Annotated in this window: 15 protein-coding genes; 5 read left to right on the top strand and 10 right to left on the bottom strand. The window is 70.2% G+C overall.

Features of this window, described 5'->3' with window-relative positions; translation table 11 throughout:
* Nucleotides 1-60 precede the first annotated feature (60 nt).
* The 3 genes from ABZ570_RS05115 to ABZ570_RS05105 are packed head-to-tail and all read right to left on the bottom strand — an operon-like array spanning nt 61 to nt 3,098.
* Nucleotides 61-648 (bottom strand): SRPBCC family protein, encoded by a 588-nt coding sequence (locus ABZ570_RS05115; protein ID WP_358056975.1) that lies wholly within the window; start codon nt 646-648, stop codon nt 61-63.
* Nucleotides 649-681: 33 nt separating this feature from the next.
* The gene (locus tag ABZ570_RS05110) at nt 682-1,503 is read right to left on the bottom strand and encodes a methyltransferase domain-containing protein (protein ID WP_358056972.1); all 822 of its coding nucleotides are present in this window, start codon (nt 1,501-1,503) and stop codon (nt 682-684) included.
* Complete coding sequence (locus tag ABZ570_RS05105) at nt 1,500-3,098, bottom strand: radical SAM protein (protein WP_358057061.1); 1,599 nt, start codon at nt 3,096-3,098, stop codon at nt 1,500-1,502. The genes ABZ570_RS05110 and ABZ570_RS05105 overlap by 4 nt, the downstream gene beginning before the upstream one ends.
* A 5-nt stretch (nt 3,099-3,103) precedes the next feature.
* Here ABZ570_RS05105 and ABZ570_RS05100 point away from each other — a divergent pair, with 5 nt between their 5' ends.
* Nucleotides 3,104-4,744 (top strand): low temperature requirement protein A, encoded by a 1,641-nt coding sequence (locus ABZ570_RS05100; protein WP_358056969.1) that lies wholly within the window; start codon nt 3,104-3,106, stop codon nt 4,742-4,744.
* 39 nt (nt 4,745-4,783) lie between these two features.
* Here the strand turns inward: ABZ570_RS05100 and ABZ570_RS05095 are convergent, their stop codons facing one another.
* The gene (locus tag ABZ570_RS05095) at nt 4,784-7,033 is read right to left on the bottom strand and encodes a tetratricopeptide repeat protein (RefSeq protein ID WP_358056966.1); all 2,250 of its coding nucleotides are present in this window, start codon (nt 7,031-7,033) and stop codon (nt 4,784-4,786) included.
* 166 nt (nt 7,034-7,199) lie between these two features.
* Here ABZ570_RS05095 and ABZ570_RS05090 point away from each other — a divergent pair, with 166 nt between their 5' ends.
* Together ABZ570_RS05090 and ABZ570_RS05085 are read left to right on the top strand one after the other, a co-directional pair.
* On the top strand, nt 7,200-7,655 hold the full coding sequence (locus tag ABZ570_RS05090) for a carboxymuconolactone decarboxylase family protein (protein WP_358056963.1): 456 nt from the start codon (nt 7,200-7,202) through the stop codon (nt 7,653-7,655).
* A gap of 120 nt (nt 7,656-7,775) precedes the next feature.
* Complete coding sequence (locus ABZ570_RS05085; protein WP_358056960.1) at nt 7,776-8,234, top strand: DUF1801 domain-containing protein; 459 nt, start codon at nt 7,776-7,778, stop codon at nt 8,232-8,234.
* A 338-nt stretch (nt 8,235-8,572) separates the two neighbouring features.
* Here ABZ570_RS05085 and ABZ570_RS05080 read toward each other — a convergent pair whose 3' ends face one another.
* Nucleotides 8,573-8,983 (bottom strand): hypothetical protein, encoded by a 411-nt coding sequence (locus tag ABZ570_RS05080; RefSeq protein ID WP_358056957.1) that lies wholly within the window; start codon nt 8,981-8,983, stop codon nt 8,573-8,575.
* 257 nt (nt 8,984-9,240) lie between these two features.
* Between ABZ570_RS05080 and ABZ570_RS05075 the strand changes: the two genes are divergently transcribed.
* Entirely contained in the window at nt 9,241-10,635 is a 1,395-nt protein-coding gene (locus ABZ570_RS05075; RefSeq protein ID WP_358056954.1) for a PKD domain-containing protein, read from the top strand.
* Nucleotides 10,636-10,821: 186 nt separating this feature from the next.
* On the opposite strand, the gene ABZ570_RS05070 is transcribed toward ABZ570_RS05075, so the two are convergent.
* The 5 genes from ABZ570_RS05070 to ABZ570_RS05050 all read right to left on the bottom strand — a co-directional run bounded on the left by ABZ570_RS05070 (nt 10,822) and on the right by ABZ570_RS05050 (nt 15,319).
* A complete protein-coding gene (locus tag ABZ570_RS05070; RefSeq protein ID WP_358056951.1) occupies nt 10,822-12,312 on the bottom strand; it encodes an NAD(P)/FAD-dependent oxidoreductase in 1,491 nt (496 codons plus the stop codon).
* Nucleotides 12,309-12,620 carry a (2Fe-2S)-binding protein gene (locus ABZ570_RS05065; protein ID WP_358056948.1) on the bottom strand — a complete coding sequence of 104 codons (312 nt, stop codon included), beginning with the start codon at nt 12,618-12,620 and terminating at the stop codon, nt 12,309-12,311. The genes ABZ570_RS05070 and ABZ570_RS05065 overlap by 4 nt, the downstream gene beginning before the upstream one ends.
* The gene (locus ABZ570_RS05060; RefSeq protein ID WP_358056945.1) at nt 12,613-13,800 is read right to left on the bottom strand and encodes an FAD-dependent oxidoreductase; all 1,188 of its coding nucleotides are present in this window, start codon (nt 13,798-13,800) and stop codon (nt 12,613-12,615) included. The genes ABZ570_RS05065 and ABZ570_RS05060 overlap by 8 nt, the downstream gene beginning before the upstream one ends.
* Complete coding sequence (locus tag ABZ570_RS05055; RefSeq protein ID WP_358056942.1) at nt 13,797-14,717, bottom strand: dihydrodipicolinate synthase family protein; 921 nt, start codon at nt 14,715-14,717, stop codon at nt 13,797-13,799. The genes ABZ570_RS05060 and ABZ570_RS05055 overlap by 4 nt, the downstream gene beginning before the upstream one ends.
* A 65-nt stretch (nt 14,718-14,782) precedes the next feature.
* The gene (locus ABZ570_RS05050; RefSeq protein ID WP_358056940.1) at nt 14,783-15,319 is read right to left on the bottom strand and encodes a cupin domain-containing protein; all 537 of its coding nucleotides are present in this window, start codon (nt 15,317-15,319) and stop codon (nt 14,783-14,785) included.
* 287 nt (nt 15,320-15,606) lie between these two features.
* Here ABZ570_RS05050 and ABZ570_RS05045 point away from each other — a divergent pair, with 287 nt between their 5' ends.
* Nucleotides 15,607-17,214 carry an ABC transporter substrate-binding protein gene (locus ABZ570_RS05045; RefSeq protein ID WP_358056938.1) on the top strand — a complete coding sequence of 536 codons (1,608 nt, stop codon included), beginning with the start codon at nt 15,607-15,609 and terminating at the stop codon, nt 17,212-17,214.
* The last annotated feature ends 10 nt before the right edge of the window (nt 17,215-17,224 follow it).

Genomic DNA, 17,224 nt, shown 5'->3' with positions numbered 1-17,224 from the left:
GGACCCAACTCACCTCATAGCCACCCACAGTCGAGGTTCTCTGGTGGCCAGACCGGCACGTTAGGGGTGGGCCGGCTGCTTGCGACCGAGTGCGTGCCGACGTTCGGCCTCGGCCTTCACTGTGGCCAGCGCGTCGGCAACCGTCGCCTCCCATCGCCGCGCGACCACGGCCGCCCACCGGGCCCCCAGTGCCCAGCCGTCGGCGCCCATCTCGCCGGTGTACCGCAGTCGGGTGTGGCCGCAGCGTTTGATGAGGGAGAACCGTTCCCGAACGTATGGCACAGGGCCGCGCACGAGGCGGAAGTCGACGGTGTCCGGGCGGGTGAAGGTAACCGTCTCGACCGTCTGGGTGACCAGGCCATGGCCGACCGGCGTGCGGTGGGCGGCCAGAACCATCCCCTCGCCGCGTTCCAGCACCTGGATCTTCTCCCGCTGGGTCCTCGTGGGCCGGCCGAGGTAGGGCTGGGCAATCACCTCGAAGACCAGCTCACGGGGCGCTGCGATGTCGAGTACCTGCGGCCCGAGGGCGCGTGTCCGCCTGCCGATGCCCAAGTCCATGATGAGCCGGCCGGAAACCACTGCACGGTACGCGACCGCACCAGCCGCCGCGGCCGCGGCCGCGATGGTCCAGCCGAGCCGGGCGGCCATGATCGTCTCCTTTCTCCCGTCTGGTGCCCGGAGTCACCGTTCGCCGTCAACCGGTTTCACAGCTATCAGCAGGGCGTAGCCGAGGACGTGATCGGCGACGGCGGCGCGGGCGGCGGCCAGCACCGCCGGGGCGCGGTCGAAGTCCATGCCGAGGGCCTCGGCCGGTGCTCGTGCGGTCATCCGCACGAGGGTGAGACGGGCCTCGATTTGATCGATCATGGCCACCATCGCGTCGTCGTGGCGCTCGGTGTGGATGACTGTCAGCCCTGCGTCGTGCAGCAGGGCGGCGTACTCGTCGAGGGGGCGGGCGTCGGCGATACAGGCGATCCATGCTCCCAGCCCGGTCAGCTCGGGTGGGAGCCGCTCGGACGTGACGGTGACGTCGGTGATGCCGATCCGGCCGCCGGGGCGCAGCACCCGGGCTAGCTCACCGGCGGCAGTGGGCTTGTCGGGAAAGGTGCAAAGGGCGCACTCACACACCACCGCGTCGATCGACTGCGCGTTGACGGGTAGCCGCTCGGCATCGCCGATCTCGAACCGGACGCGGTCGGCGAGGCCGTCGGCCTGTGCCACGTCGGTGGCGCGGGCGACGTTGGCGCCGGACAGGTCCACGCCGGTGACGTCGACGGCGTACTCGGCGGCGAGCGCCAGACCGGTGGTCCCCCGGCCACTCGCGACATCGAGGACGATCTCCCCGGCGCGCAGGTCCAGCCGGTCGGCCAGCCGGCGGGTGAGGGCGAGGCCACCAGGATGGTAGGAGTCGCCGAGCAGCAGGGCCACCGCGTCAGAGCCGTAGGTGGCGGCGCAGCATGCCTTGGCCTTAGCGGCCGCGGGCGGCTGGATCGGGACGCTCATCGGATCCCTCGACCGACGTTGGTGCCGTCCGGCGCGATGCGGCGCCCATCGTTCGGGCGATACCCCGCTCCGTGCCGGGCGATCTTCGAACCGTAGGGCGAGTCGATGACGATCGGCTGCAGCGGCTGGGCGTTGGGCACCACGTCGGCCACGGCTACGCCGGACATCTGTTCGCGGACCTGTTCGCGGTAGCCGACGGAGTTGTAGGCGCAGAACGGTATCAATCTGCCGTCCGGGGTGATCTCCTCGACGCAGCACTTCATCAACTGCTTGACGTTGAGGGTGTAGGGATCTTGGAAATCCTGGATGACGATCATGAAGGCGCGTTCAGTGAGGTTCGCGACCGCCTCGGGCAGGTTGATGCCGCAGGCGTCGGCGCAGTCCAGAGCCGCGGCGGTCTGAGCGAGGCGGTCGCGCGTGCTGTCGGTGCCCATGAACGCCGACGCCGACCACAGCTTTTCCAGCGCCTCTCGAATGGCGTGGTCCGGCACGACCCGGTTGGACACGTAGTCGAGGTAGTCCTCGACGTTGAGCAACCGGGGGATCGGCACCACAGCGAAGTCCGGGGTGCCGGGATCACCTTCGGTAAGCAGGTAGGTGATCGAGCGGCAGGTCGGGAAGCAACACGGCACCGGGAAGAAGTCCTTGGCGTGGAACCAGTCGGGCAACTGCTGGGCGATGAGGCGGATGATGTCGGAGTTCGTCAGCCGGGTCAGCGGGTCGAAGGTGACGTGTCGGCCGGAGTGGGTGACCGGCTGGAACGAGACGCTGCGCACCGCGGGGTGAGCCAGGCCGTGACTGATGATGGCGCCGAGTTCGTGTTCGTTGAGGCCGCGTTCGACCGCAGCGACGAGGGTGACCGTCAGCCCGACGTCGGCACAGTTGTCCAGGGCCTGCTGCTTGATGGCGCGCAGGTCCCGGCCGCGGATCTCCCGGTGGGTGCGCTCGTCGAACCCGTCGAACTGCAGATAGATGTTGACCGGCCGGCCGGGCCGGTTGCGTTCCGCCAGTGCGGTCACAAATCCTGCGTCGGAGGCGAGGCGGATGCCGTTGGTGTTGAGGTTGACCGCCTTGATCGGGCGGGCCTGGGCGGCGTCGATGAAGTCGAGGATCTGCTTGTGGATCGTGGGCTCGCCGCCGGAGAACATCACCACCTCGGCCTCGCCTTCGCTTTCCACGAAGACATCGAGCATCCGCTCACACTGCTGCAGATTGATCGAGTAGCCGTCGGGTTGGTGACCGGAGTCGGCGAAACAGATCGGGCAGTCCAGGTTGCAGCCGGTGTTGACCTCGATGATGCCCAGGCAGGCGTGCTGCTTGTGCTCCGGACACAGACCGCAGTCCGAGGGGCAGCCGTCGCGGACCTCGGTCTGAAAGGTCAGCGGGATCGTGCCGGGCTTGTTGAACCGGGCGCTGTCGAGATACATCTGCGCGTCGCCGTACACCAACGCCTCGAACGGGCCGTGCTCCGGGCAGCGCTTACGCAGGTACACCTTGTCGTCGCGGATGTTGACCTGGCCGTCGACGACGATCTTGCACACCGGGCAGATCGACTTGGTGTACTCCACGAACACCTCGTCGCGGTCCCGCTTCACCGCTGATGACACGGAAGGAACGGGGACGCGTTCAACAGCGGCCATGGATGCTCCTCGCGGCGGGCGATTCTGCTTGCCGTGATCGGCCTCGCGAAGATCAACCGCATCCTTCCGTGGTGTGGCTGCCATCGTCGCTGGCCCACTCTGCCTCTTTGCCGGCCCGTCAACCGGTCACACTGCCATGCCCGCAGCAGCCGTACGTGCCAAACCATGCTTACTCACACGGACGAGCAGCGGAGGCCAGCCCGCGCGGCGCGGGGGTCAATCACCTGTTCCGCAGGTGCCGAGCCACGTCTGGGGGAAACCGGCAAACCGTTGACCAGCGGTCCAGGCCGGCACCTCGTTTGCCGTATCGGCGACCGCCGCGAACCGTCCATGCGGCTGAACCGACCGTCGGTTCTTGGGCCAGGTCGTCAACGCCTGGGTTTACTGCGGTGATGACGAGGAACGTTCCGCGCTGGGACCGGGGCTCGCTGCTCCGGGAAGGGGCGGCGGAGCAGGCGACGTTCGTCGAACTGTTCTTCGACCTCGCCATGGTGTTCATCCTGAGCCGGCTGGTCGAACAGGCATTCGAGAGGCTGGCCGAGCCTCACGGCGTGTCAGGCTGGGTGGTGCTGGGGAAGAGTCTCTTGCTGTTCCTGCCACTGATGCGGGTCTGGACGTTGACCACCTACATCACCGCCCAATTCGATCCGCGGCGACCCGCGGTGCAGGGATCGGTCATCGCCAGCGTGTTCGGCGTGCTGATCTTCGGCGTCAGCGTGTCGTGGGCCTTCGATGGGCGAGCGATAGCCTTCGCCACCACCTACATCGTCATGCAGGCCGGCCGAACCCTCGCGATCAGCCTCGTCGCCACAGAACCCGAGGTACGTACCGGGTATCTACGGTCCTTCTGCTGGTACGCGGTCGTTTCCATCCCGTGGCTGATCGGCGCGGTGTGCGACGGGACGGCCCGCACGGCGCTGTGGGCCTTGGCGGTGCTCGTCGAGTATGTCGCGAACGCCCGCGGTTGGCCCGTGCCCCGACTCGGTGCGAGCCTGGCGAACCTGTGGGCGACGGCTGCCCGGTACCTCGCCGAGCGCTACCAACAACTGCTGATGATCTCTTTCGGTGAGCCGCTGCTGGCCGTGGGCGTCACCTTCACCCAGGTACCGGCCAGCCCGTACCGGATCACCGCACTGATCGTCGCGTTCCTGACCACCGTCCTGCTGTGGCGTCTGTACTTTCACGTCGCCGGTCAACTTGTCGACGACGCGGTCCTGGCCTCCTCCCATCCGGCCCACACTGGGCGCGTCGCCGGCGTTGCTCACCTGACCATGATCCTCGGGATCATCACCACCAGCGTGGGACACGACCTGGTCGAGAAACACCCCAGCGTGCACACCCCCGTCGCCTGGTCGTTCGTCATCCTCACCGGGCCTGCCATCTTCCTCGTCGGCCGCTCCGTGCTGGAGTACGTCGTGTACGCCCGCGTCTCCCCGCCCCGTCCTGCCGGCATCGTCGCTCTCGTGGCCCTGGTCGCCCCGCTGACCCTCGTCCCACCACTGGCGGTCTCCGGCGCCGCCGCCATCGTGCTACTGCTTGTCGCCATCGCCGACACCAGACGCTCATACCGCCACCCGGATGAACAGCCCACCCCACCCTGACAAGGTGCCGGACCACCCGACCTTCATGGCGGCGCGGACTCAGCGGGCGGCGGGTATGGTCTCCCGCGCCGCGCGGGCGAGGTTCTCGTCATGCGGCCGGCCCAGCTCACGCGCGAGCTTGATGGTCCGGTCGAGCAGCGCCGTCGCTTCGTCGTGGCGGCCCGCCGCGCGGCACGTCTCGGCGTAGGTGTGCAGGAAGTCGATCTCCATCTGCACCTCGGCCAGCGGTTCCAGCAGTTCGAAGGCGCGCCGGTGGTGTTCGAGCGCCTTCTCGGGTGAGCCCATGATCCGCAGCGCGACGCCGAGGTAGTTGTGGCACCAGGCCTGGTTGTGGGGAAGGTTGTGCTGTTCGGAAAGCTGTAGCGCGTCATGCAGAGTTCGCAGCGACTCCGCCGGGTCGTGCGATGCCAGGGCGACGCCGAGGGTGACCAGGCCGGTGATCTGGGCAGGCCCGTCGGCCAGGGCGACGGATGCTCGGGCGAGTTCGACGGCTTCGCTGTGCCGCCCGAGGCGAAGGGTGACCCAGCCGTCGAAGGCCAGCGCCTGTGATTGCCCGGCGTGGCTGCCGATCTTCTCGAACAGCTCGCGTGCCCGCCGGAACTGGACCTGTGCCGCCCTCAGGTCGCCGAGATCCCGACGCACGAAGCCGATGCGCAGGGCCAGACCAGCTGCGAGGTCGTCGTCGTTCGGTCCGGACTGCTCGGCCAGTTCGTAGGCGGAGAGCGCCTCGGTGAGGCGTCCGGCGGCGGCATGGGCGTAGCCGAGGTCCGCGAGCAGCGAAGCCCGCTGTTGGTCGCGGCCGAGACGTGCCGCGGCGGCTGCGGCGGCTTCGAGCAGGCGTGCCTGGTCGTCGGTTCCGCGGTGTCGGAAGAACCAGACCCGCATGGCCTGCGGCAGTTCGGCCACCACCTCGTCCACGCCCAGCCGCACGGCGGCGTCGAAGCAGGCGACCAGGTTGACGTACTCGAGGTCGAACCAGGCCATGGCCCTCGCCGGATCTCCCGGCGAGGGCACCTTACGGTGCGGTGAGGGCAGCGTCTGATCGTGGGCGATAGCCTGGCCCAGATAGTGGCTCAGGACCCGGCGCAGGGCGGCTTCGGCCTGGGGCTCCTCGTCGGCGGCGATGTCCGCCGCGTACTGCCGGATCAGGTCGTGCATCCGGTACCGCCCGGGCGAGGGCTCCTGAACCAGATGGGCGTCGACCAGTTCCTCCAGCACGGCGCCGACCCGGTCGGGTGGCATGGCGGTGAGCGCGCCCGCCGCCGCCGCGTCGAAGTCGGCGCCCGGCAGGACGCCCAGCAGCCGGAACATGCGACGCTGCATCGCGTCGAGCTGCCGGAGCGACATGCCGAAGGCGGAGTCGAAGCGGCTGGGGGTGGCGCGTAGCCGCTCGGCCAGCACTGCGACCGTCCAGCCTGGGCGGTGGCGGAGCCGGGCGCCCGCCATTCGTAGCGCCAGCGGGAGCCCGCCGCACTGCCGTAGCACCTGGCTCATCGCTTCCTTGTCGGTGAGCGCGAGCCCGGCCGCCCGGCCGAACAGGTGCGCGGCGTCGGCGTCGGCCAGTGGTTCCAGGGACACCGGTGGCACCCGGTCCAGGCTGATCAGCCGGTATCGGCTGGTGACCAGGACCGCGGACTTCCCCGCGCCGGGGAGCAGCGGGCGCACCTGGTCCGCGTCGACCGCGTTGTCGAGCACGACGAGCGCCCGCCGGCGGGACAGTTCCGACCGCCAGAGCGCCGCGCGTTCGGCGGTGCCGGCCGGCGGGTGCGTGACGTCCAACGCGCCCAGTAGCCGACCCAGCGCGGTGTGCGACTCCAGCGGCTCCTGCCCCGGGGTGAAGCCGTGCAGGTCGAGGTAGAGCCCGCCGTCCGGATATGCCGGGGCGAGCCGATGGGCGACGCGCACGGCGAGGCTGGTCTTGCCCACGCCCGCCATGCCGTCGATCGCGACCGCACCAGTAGTGCGCAGCAGCTCTTCGACCAGCGCGGACTCCGCCTCCCGGCCGGTGAAGTCGAACAGGTCGGCCGGTAGATCGTTGCGGCGCGGGGCGGGTGCCGCGCCGGCTTCGGCCGCCTCGGCCCACACCGCCCGCAGTGGCCGGGGGTCGCGGCCGACTGCCCGGCACAGCGCCACGGTGGCCTCCCATGGCGGCACGAGCTGGCCGGTCAGATACCGCGACAGCGACGAGCTACTCAGACCCGTCTCGCGGGCGAGGGCGCGCAGGCTGAGCCCGCTCAGCTCCTTGATCTGGGCGAGCTGAGTCACCAGTCGCTCCTGGGGGCCGGGCACGTGCAACACCGTACCCGTCCCGGCCCGCGCAACCGGATCGGCAGTGCGTTTGCGCTGCTCAACCGCGCTCTTTGTGTCCCACGGTGTCCCACGGGCCGCGCGCGGCCCGGCGCGCCGATGGTCGGATGACTCCGGTCAGAAACACACCCGCGACGAAGGAGAAGCGATGTCGACCGAGCGCATGCCGAACCCGGCCGTTCTGGTCCCCGAGGCGATGGAGGCCCTGATGGCGGTCAACCGGGCCATCGCGGGCGCCGGGGTGGACGGCAAGCTGCTGGCGTTGAGCCACTTGCGGGCCAGCCAGATCAACGGCTGCGGCCCGTGTGTGGCCGGGGGCGTCCACCAGGCCCGCCAGCACGGCGTGAGCGCAGACCAGGTGCACGCCGTCGCCGCCTGGCGGGAGACGCCATGGTTCAGCGACGAGGAGCGTGCCGCGCTGGCCCTGACCGAGGCCGTGACCCGGCTCGCCGACCAGCCGGACCCGGTGCCGGACCAGGTGTGGGACGTGGCCGCCAAGCACTTCGACCAGAAGGAACTGGCGGCGCTGCTGCTCAACATCGCGATCACCAACGCCTTCAACCGGCTCAACGCGCCGACCCGCCAGCAGGCCGGCACATGGTGACACCGTTCCGACCATGACCAAAAGATCGATCAACGCTGAAACATCGGTAGGGCCTCGTCCCGGACCGGGCCCCACTGACCAGCACCACCCGTAGCCACACGTCACAGAGAGAGAGCTGCCATGTCGACCACCACGAAGACCACCGCCACCAAGGGCAAGAAGTACGACGGTTTCACCGAGGAAGAGCGCGACGCGATGAAGGAGCGCGCCAAGGAGCTGAAGACGAGCGCCCGGCGGGGCACCAAGACCGACACGGAGAGCGACGTGCTCGCGAAGATCGCCGAGATGCCGGAGTCGGACCGGGTGATCGCCGAGCGGTTGCACGCCGTGGTCAAGGCCAACGCGCCGGCCCTCACACCCAAGCTGTGGTACGGGATGCCCGCGTACGCCCGCGACGGCAAGGTGGTCTGCTTCTTCCAGAGCGCGGCGAAGTTCAAGACGCGGTACGCGACGCTCGGCTTCAGTGACGGGGCGAATCTCGACGAGGGCGCTATCTGGCCGACCTCGTTCGCCCTGACCGGGCTGACCGCCGACGACGAGGCGCGGATCGGCGCGCTCGTGAAGCAGGCAGTCAGCTGAGGGCAGGACGTCACCTGGTCAGCCGGCACCGATCGCCGGCTGACCAGCTGCGCTCCGGGCCGGCCGGCTTGCTGGTGGCGCGGCCGATTCCAACATTGCCAGCCCCAGGGAGCAGGCCAGTGTCGCCTCCGAGGCGGCCACGTACTCGCCAGAGCCGTCCGTCGAAGATCAGCCAGATGTCACGCCGGACCACGGCGGGCAGGAGGTCTCGTACGACTTCGCCGACGAGGCATCCCGCCCGGTCGGCGGTCGACCGGATGTGAAGACCTCGGCCGGCAGCCGGCGCCGACCTCACGAAGGCCGCCCAGCAAGAGGCCAACCGCCGGCAGACTCACCAGTCAGCTCAGGCAGTGCACCCACACCACGGCTTTGGTCGGCCAGTCGCCCGCCCCGTGCAGGTCGATGATGCCGAGCTCCACCCGCTGCCCGTACGAGTCAGCAGCCAGGCAGGTCGGGCGGCTGCCCAGATAGTCGGCGCCGGAGGCGTCCGTCCATGGCACCTCCCCCAGCAGCACCATGCCCTCCCCCTCACGGTGACCGTTGTCGGCCGAGAAGCCGATCGCCGTGCCGTCCACGTTGACCGCGGTTAGCACACCCCGCACGATCGCCGGCCGACCACGGTCTCCGACGGTCTGCCACGTCACCATTCCGGCCGTCGCAACAGCGGCAAGCAGGAGCACCACCACCCATACCGGGATGCGCACGGGCCGGGTCAGGACGGACGACAAACGGACCGCAGCAGGAACCACCGCCGCACTCTACGTTAGTTGGCGCGGCCAGCCTGACGGCCGGTCGCAGACAACGGCAGGCGTTGCGCCGGCCGCCCCTCCACCTCGGGGCAAGGGAGGCCGACCGGCTCCTTAACCGAAACTGAAGGTTCTCTTAGCGAAGCCTCTGGGTCCTAGTCCTTACCGTCGGGCGGTCATATCCACAAGGGATACGGGGCCCGGGAGGACATCCAGTGGTCAGACGCAATGCCGCACGACTCGTCGTCGCTGTCGTAGGAGTGATCGCTCTGCTTGCCGCAGGGCAGACCGCCGCCCTCGCGGCACCGACGAACGACGACTACTCCGCCGCCATCGCGGTGGAGACAGTTCCTTCCACCATCACCATTGATGCCAGCGGAGCAACGACGGGCCCGACGGACCCGACGACCTGCTCCAACAAGGGGTCGGTCTGGTTCACCGTCACGCCGGAGCGGGACGGCCGCCTGCAGGCCGACACGATCGGGAGCGACTACGACACCGTGCTCTCCGCCTGGATCGGCGAGCCGGGGGCGTTCACCCAGCTGGCCTGCAACGACGACTACCAGGGCCAGCAGTCGAGGGTCGCCTTCCCGGTCACCGCAGGGACCACCTACCGCTTCATGGTCGGTGTCTGCTGCGGCAACGGAGGGGTGGGCGGCGGGTCGCTCCGGTTCTCGGTCAGCTACGTCCCGCCGCCGCCGAACGACAACTTCGCCGACGCGATCTCGGTCACCGGGTTGCCTTACTCGAACACCCAGCCTTACGAGGCTGCCACCCGGGAGGCGGGCGAGACGTCGGTCTGCGCCTCGTCGCCGCACACCACCTGGTACTCGTACACACCGACGACCACCGTGTCGGTCGTCGCCCGGACGAACCCGATGTACGCCGGCATCAACGTGTACGTCGGCTCCTCGCTCGGCGATCTGTCCTTCGTCCGGTGCACCGGTCTCTACGACTACCGTTCGCTGACCTTCGTGGCGCAAGCCGGCCGGACGTACCTGTTCCAGGTCAGCGGGGACGGCATCGCCTCGCACGCCTTCCAGTTGGCTGAGGCGCCGGATCCCGTCGCCAACTTCGCCTACTACCGGAGCGATCCCAATTCGTTCGAGATCGTGGCGTTCTCCAACACCGCGTACGATCCGGCCGGCGCGGGGCTCGGGTCCTTCGACTGGGACTTCGGCGACGGCGCGACCTCGACGGAGCCGAACCCCGGCCACCGCTTCCCCCGCGACGGCGACTACCCGGTCCGGCTGAGGGTGGAGACGCCGGACGGGCGCAGCGACTCGATCACCCGCGTGGTCGAGGTGCGTACCCATGACGTGGCCATCGTGCGGGTGAAGGTGCCGGCGAGTGCCCGGGTGGGACAGACCGTCGCAGTCGAGGTGCACGTCCAGAACACCCGGTACGAGGAGAACGTCCAGGTGGACCTCTACAAGAGCGTCGCGGGGGACTACTCCCATCTCGGGGCGCTGAAACAGGTGGTTCCGGTCAGGGAGACGGGCCAGACCACCCGCTTTGCGTTCACCTACACCGTGACCGCCGACGACCTGGCCCTCGGGAAGCTCACCTTCCGGGCCGCCGCGGACCTGAGTCCGAACCGGGACGCGATCCCGGCGGACAACGAGCTGCTCTCCACTCCCGTGAAGATCATCTGAGTGCTCGATTCCCCCCGGGCCCCGGGCCCGGGGGGCGCTCAAGGTCTCTACCAGCCCTCGGGTGGTTCAGTCCGGTCTCGGGACCTGCGTGACCCACATCGGTATCAGGACCAGGGTGATCCTCCGCCGAGTGTTGGTGGAGATGAGCGCCGGGTGTGCACGTCCCGACGGCGTGCGACGGCCTCACTATGGTTCGTCGATCCCGATCAGGTCGGCCGAGGCGGCGGGCTCGTCGGCTGCGGCGAGCGCCGCGAGCGGTACGGGCTTGACCGGCGCCTGCGCGGTGAAGGCACCGACCTGCTCCGGGGTGCGACCGGTCTCGTCGGCGATCAGTTGGCAGACCGCTGGCTGACAGGATCGGCCCTGGCAGGGGCCCATGCCGACCCGGGTCACCAGCTTCACGGCGTTCGCGGTGTGCAGGTGCGGGTGGTCCCGCAGCGCCCGGCGGACGTCGCCGGCGCGGATCTCCTCGCACCGGCACAGCACGGTGTCGTCGGTGACCAGGCTGGCCAGCGCAGACCGGTTGGGTGCGAACCGGTCGAGCAGATGGGTGACGAACCGGCGCTGCCGGCGCAGGTCCCGCCGTACCGGGCGGGCGAGCGCGGTGGCCCGGTCCGTGTCCAGCAGACCGAGGTCGGGCAGGATGCCGAGCGCGGCGAGGCGTCCCTCGACCGTGGCCTGCTCGGCGCCGGCCACCCCGGTCAGCTCGCCGGCCACCGCTATGCCCGGCACCGAGGTACGGAGCCAGTCGTCGTGCTGGACGACCCAGCCGCCAGCGCTGGAGTTCCAGGTGACCACGCAGCCGGCCTGGCGGGCCAGCTCGACCGAGGCGACGAAGCCGTATCCGAGGGCGAGGACGTCGCAGGACAGTACCCGGTCGGTGCCGGGCACCGGCAGGCCGGCGCGGTCCACCGCCGCGAGGGTCACCGTGGCCAGGTCCGGGCCGCCGTCGGCGCGTCGGACCACCGTGCCGAACCGGACCGGCACCCGGGCGCGGCGGAGCACCCGCAGCGCGTCGATCCCCTCAGCGATCTTCGCGGTTCCGCTGGCCACGGCGGCCAGCCCGGCCGGGCCGACGAGCAGGTCCCGGTGGTGCTGCAGAAGAGCGACCTCGACGACGCGGGCACCGGCGCGGACCAGTTGGGCGGCGACCACCAGCAGCAGGGGGTGGCCGCCGGCCAGGACGAACCGGTCGCCCGGCAGCAGCCCCTGCGCCTTGACGAACGCCTGCACACCACCGGCGGTGAGCACGCCCGGCAGGGTCCAGCCGGGAAACGGTACCGGCAGGTCGTAGGCACCGGCGGTGAGCAGCACCGCCCGGGGTTCGAGTAGGTGGACGCCGTCCGGCCCGTGGGTGGCCACCCGGTGCCGGCCGGGGGTGGGTGGTCGGCCGGTGAACCCGTCCAGTCCGGCGCGGGTGCCGAGGACGGCCCACACGGTGGTGTCGTTCAGCCACCGTACGCCGGGCGTGCTGGCGGCCTCGGCGAGCAGCGCCACCCCGGCGGCGGCCGGGCCACTCGCCGGGGTGAAGCCGGTGGGCGGGCGCCGGTAGATCTGCCCGCCGGGTCGCTCCTGCTCGTCGACCACGGTGACCGTGGCCCCGTGTCGGCCCAGGGTGGCGGCGGCGGCCAGGCCGGCCGGCCCGGCCCCGACCACCACCACGTCGGGCGCGTTCACCGGTCCGTCCCGGTGTGCACCCGCATCCCGGGTCGGGTGCGGACCAGGCAGGATCGCTGGTAGGGCAGATCGTCGATGGTGACCACGCACTCGAAACAGACGCCCATGTTGCAGTAGGGCGCGCGCCGGGCCCCAGCAGCGGTGACGCGGACCGCCCGGTACCCGGCGGCGAGGAGTGCGGTGGCCAGGGACTCGCCCGGGTGGGTCGGGACGGGGTTGCCGTCCACCTCGATGGTGATCGGGTCGGGCCGGTCCAGGCCGACGCGGACGGGTGTCGGGGGTGGGGTGGGGGTGGCGCGGTCAGGCAAAGTTCAGCGCTCCGAAGCGGGATGGTGAGTAGTCCGCGACGGACCTGTCGGCCGTGCCGGTGAGCACCATGTCGGCGAGCAGCCGGGCGTAGGTGAGGCCGAGGGTGAACGCGGAGCCGCCGGTGGCCACGAACAGCCCCGGCCGGCGGGGTACCGCGCCGAGCAGCGGTAACTGGTCGGCGGTGAGCGTGGTCATGCCGGTCCACGTCCTGATCACCGGCAGGGCGAGGACGGCCGGGACGACCCGTGCGGCGGCGGCGTTGCCGGTCAGCGATTCGTACCGGAGCTCCGGGTTGAGCTCCAGGTCGGTCCGGCCAGAGCGGCTGACCAGCTTGGCCGGCCAGCCGCCGCCGATCAGCACGTTGCCCTCCTCGGTCTGTTTCATCGACAGGCGCTTGCCCACGTGCTGGATCAGGTGTGGCAGCAGCGGTGCCGTGCGGGCGGTCGCGCTCATGGTCAGGCCGACCGGGAACACGGGCAGGCGGACGTCTGCCATTCCGGCCAGTTCGGCGGTCCAGACCCCGCCGGCCAGCACGACGGTGTCGGCCCGGTGGGTCTCGCCGGCGCCGCCTGGGGCCTCGGGGGCGGTGTGCAGTTCCCATCGTCCGTCGCGGCGGTGCAGCCGGGTGACCCGGGCGCCGGTGCGCAGCACGGTGCCGTGCCGGACGGCGGCCCGGGCGAGCGCCGGGGTGACCAGTCGCGGGTTGGCCTTGCCCTCGTCGGGGACGTAGCCGGCGGCTCGTACGGCGGGTGACAGGTATGGCGCGAGGGTGTGCAGTTCGGCGCCGGAGAGGACGTCGACCGCCAGGCCGTATCGCCGTTCGAGGGCGGCCTTGCGGTCGAGTACGGCGATCTCGGCGGGCGTTTCGGCCAGCATCAGTCCGCCGCGCCGGGTCACGCCGCACGGCTCGCCGAGTTCGTCCTCGAGGGTGGCCCACGCGTGCACGGCGTCGAGGTGCAGCGGGAGCGCGCGGGCGGCCGCCCGGGCGGCGTCGTCGCCGTGCTCGACCATCCGGAATTCGAGCTGAAAATGCAGGCTGCCGGCGTTCTGGCCGGAGGCGTGCCGGTTGACCTGGTCTTTCTCGAGTAGCAGGACGCGGTTGCCGGCCCGGGCCAGGTTCCACGCGGTGGCGCAGCCGAGCAGGCCGGCGCCGATGACGGCGGTGTCGTAGCCGCTCATGGAAGCAGGTTGAGCCGGGTCATGGTGGCGCGTACCCGGTCCTGTTCGGCGGGCGTGAGAGGTAGCAGCGGGGCTCGGACGTGCCCGGCGGGCACGCCCCGCAGGGTGAGGGCGTACTTCATGATGGCCTGGGCGTTGCCGAACCGGGCGCCGTAGTCCGGTCCGAACCAGTCTTCCATGATCACCCGGTCGCGGGCGCCGAGGACCCGGGCGCGGTCCAGGTCTCCCTCTTGCAGCGCCCGGAAGAAGTCGGGGTGGTCGCGGCCGAGGACCGCGCCGGCGCCCATCAGTCCGTCGCCGCCGATGGTGGTCATCAGCTCGATGCCCACCTCGTTGGTGGGGATGCCGAAATACCGCACCCGGTGTCGCAGGGCGACCAGGCTTCGGACGAATCCGCCGAAGTCCGGGGTGGAGTTCTTGACCGCCACGACGGTGTCCAGTTCGGCCAGTTCCAGCAGGAGATCGGTGTCGAGGTCGATGCCGGTGCCGCGGGGCCAGTTGTAGACGCACAACGGGATGTCCACCGCCTCGGCGACGGTCCGGTAGAAGGCGACGGTCTCGGTCCGGGTGGGTACCACGTACGGCGGGGGCGTGAGCAGGATGCCGTGCAGGCCGGCGTCCCGGGCTGCCTGGGCGTGCCGGATCGCCTCCGCCGGGGTGTACGCGTTGCACCCGCCGAGCACGGTGAGCCGGTCGCCGACCTGTTCGGCGGCGACCTGGAACAGCGTGGACCGCTCTTGTTCAGTGAGGCTGAACCACTCACCGGTGGTGCCGGCGACGATCACGCCGTGCAGGCGTTCGCCGGCGAGCCAGTCGAGTTGGGCGCGCCAGGCGGTGAGGTCGAGTTCCCCGGTGCTGGTGAACGGGGTGGTGATGGCCGGGAGGTAGCCGAACCAGTCGACGTGGTCTCGGTCCATGGGTGGGTCCTTTCGGGGGGCGGCGGCGGCCGTACCGGTGCGGGACGGCCGGCGTGCCGGTGTTCTCAGGGGGTTGGCGGGGTCACCGCGATGATCAGTCGGGCCGGCTGGTCGCTGGCGTTGCGGTAGAGGTGGGCCAGGCGTGAGTCGAAGGTGACCGCTTCCCCGGCGGTCAGGCGGTACGACTCACCGCCGATCTCTGCGACGACCTCGCCGGTGATCACGATGGCGCACTCGGTCGACGGGTGGGCCCAGGGTTCGGCCGAGCTGGCGTCGCCGGGCGCGAGGTCGGCCGCGAGCACCTCCAGGTCGCCGCGGCCGGGAGTGAGTCGGTCGTAGGCGATCTGGCCGGGCGGAGCGGCCAGGCGGGTGCGTTCCCCGGCCCTGCTGATGTGCACCAGTGGCGCCTCGGGCTCGGAGAACAGTGCCGCGATGGAGGTGTCGAAGACCTGCGCGAGTTTCCGGAGGGTGGCCAGGCTGGGGTCGGTTGCGCCGTTCTCGATCTGGCTGAGCAGCGCGGGTGACACGTCGGCCGCTGCCGCGAGCTGGCGCAGCGTGAGGGAGTGCTGCTGGCGCAGGTCGCGGAGCCGGTCACCGAGCATGGAGTCCTCGTTCCCAAACAGTGTGGATGAAATTGTTTGACCAAACTACACGAGCCTGTTTAGCATGGTCAAACGACGGGGTAGCCATGTTTGATAGTACTGGACAACGCCCATCAAGGCACGAACCGGACGAGCGAATCCGGCTACCTCAAACCCCGAGACGACATCCCCGAAAACCCTCAAGACGCCGCCCGCCACGCCGGGCCCGGCCGGCTCCGGTCGTCGCCACAGCCGTCGACACCCCGCGGACCGGTCCCCAGACCGCGCCATAAGAAGGTAGGAACAGCATGTCGGTGTCCCCCCGCCGGCTCCGCGCCGGAGCGTTCGCTCTGGCGACGCTGGCCATCGTCTCCACCGCCGCCTGCAGCGCCGGCGGCAGCGGAGGAAAAGCAAACGGCGGTGCGGCCAAGACGCTCACCGTGAACACCTCGTTCGTGCTCAAGACCCTCGACCCCGGCCGGGTCTACGAGGCGACCGGCCTCACCGCCGTGCACGCCCTGTACGACACCCTTCTGACGTTCAAGGGATCGGACGTGAGCAAGCCGGTCCCGGCACTCGCCGAGTCGTACCAGGCGTCGCCGGACGCCAAGACGTTCACCTTCAAGCTCCGGCAGGGGGTGAAGTTCTCCGACGGCACCCCGCTCACCGCCGACGACGTGGTCTTCTCCCTCAACCGGCTGAAGAACGTCAAGGCCAGCCCGGCGGTCATGGTCAGCGGGCTCACCGTCAGCAAGACCGACGACGCGACCGTGGTGGTCACCTCGGCCACCCCCGACCCGAACATCCCGGTCGTCCTGGCGATGCCGTCCACCGGCGTGATCAACGCCAAGGTCGCCAGGGAACACGGCGCCAAGGACGGCGACGACGCCGCGCAGGGCGACACCGCGCAGCAGTACCTGGACACGAACTCCGTCGGCAGCGGCCCGTACGTGCTGAAGTCCTATGACCCGTCCTCCCAGGTGGTGCTGGAGGCCAACCCGAGCTACTGGGGCACCAAGCCACAGTTCGCCCGGGTGGTGCTGCGAAACATGGACGTGCAGACCCAGAAGCTGACCATGCAGCGCGCCGAGGGCGCGGAGATCTCCCTGGACATCTCCGGCAAGCTGCTCGACGGCCTGCCCGCCAGCCTGCGGACCTCCGGCGTACAGGACACCGTCTACTTCCTCTTCCTCAACGCCGACCCCGCCGTGTCGAAGGTGACCTCGAACCCGAAGTTCAACCAGGCCCTGCGCGCCGCCATCGACTACCAGGGCATCGCGGCCCTGTACGGCAAGGGCGCCGCGCCCGGTGCGGGCCTGGTCGCCCCGGCCTTCCCGGGCGCCCTGCCCGCCAGCGAGGAGTCGAAGCGGGACGTGGCCAAGGCCAAGGCGCTGCTCGCCGAGGCCGGCCTGACCAACCCCACGGTGAAGTTCAACTACCCGGCCATCACCTACAAGGGCGTCGACCTGGGCACGGTGGCCACCAAGGTGCAGGGCGACGCCGCCGAGGCCGGCATCAAGCTGGAGCTGAACCCGCAGCCGCTGACCACCTTCCTCGACGAGATGCGCGGCGGAAAGTCCGCCATGGGCTTCACCCCGCAGAGCCTGAACTACCCCGTCGCCGACTCGCTGATCAACAACATGGCACCTGGCCAGGCCACCGCGCTGCGCTCCGGCTGGACGGTGGACCGCGCCGACCCCGCGGTCGTCGCCGCCGGCAAGAAGGTCACCGAGACCCTCGACCTGAGCGCGCGTGCCAACGCTATGCAGGAGTGGCAGCGGGCGATGAACGCGGCCTCGCCGTACATCGTGCTGGCCAGCAACTCCTCCACCGTGGTGGCGACCAAGGACCTGACCGGCGCGGACTACACCGCCGCGGGCTGGCAGGTGGACGTCGCCGCGGTCGGCCGCGAGTAACAGGGACGAC

It is taken from the genome of Micromonospora sp. NPDC007271, from assembly GCF_040634005.1.
Classification (GTDB): domain Bacteria; phylum Actinomycetota; class Actinomycetes; order Mycobacteriales; family Micromonosporaceae; genus Micromonospora.
Note: the sequence above shows the minus strand (reverse complement) of the source record. Positions and strands in the feature narration are given on the sequence as shown.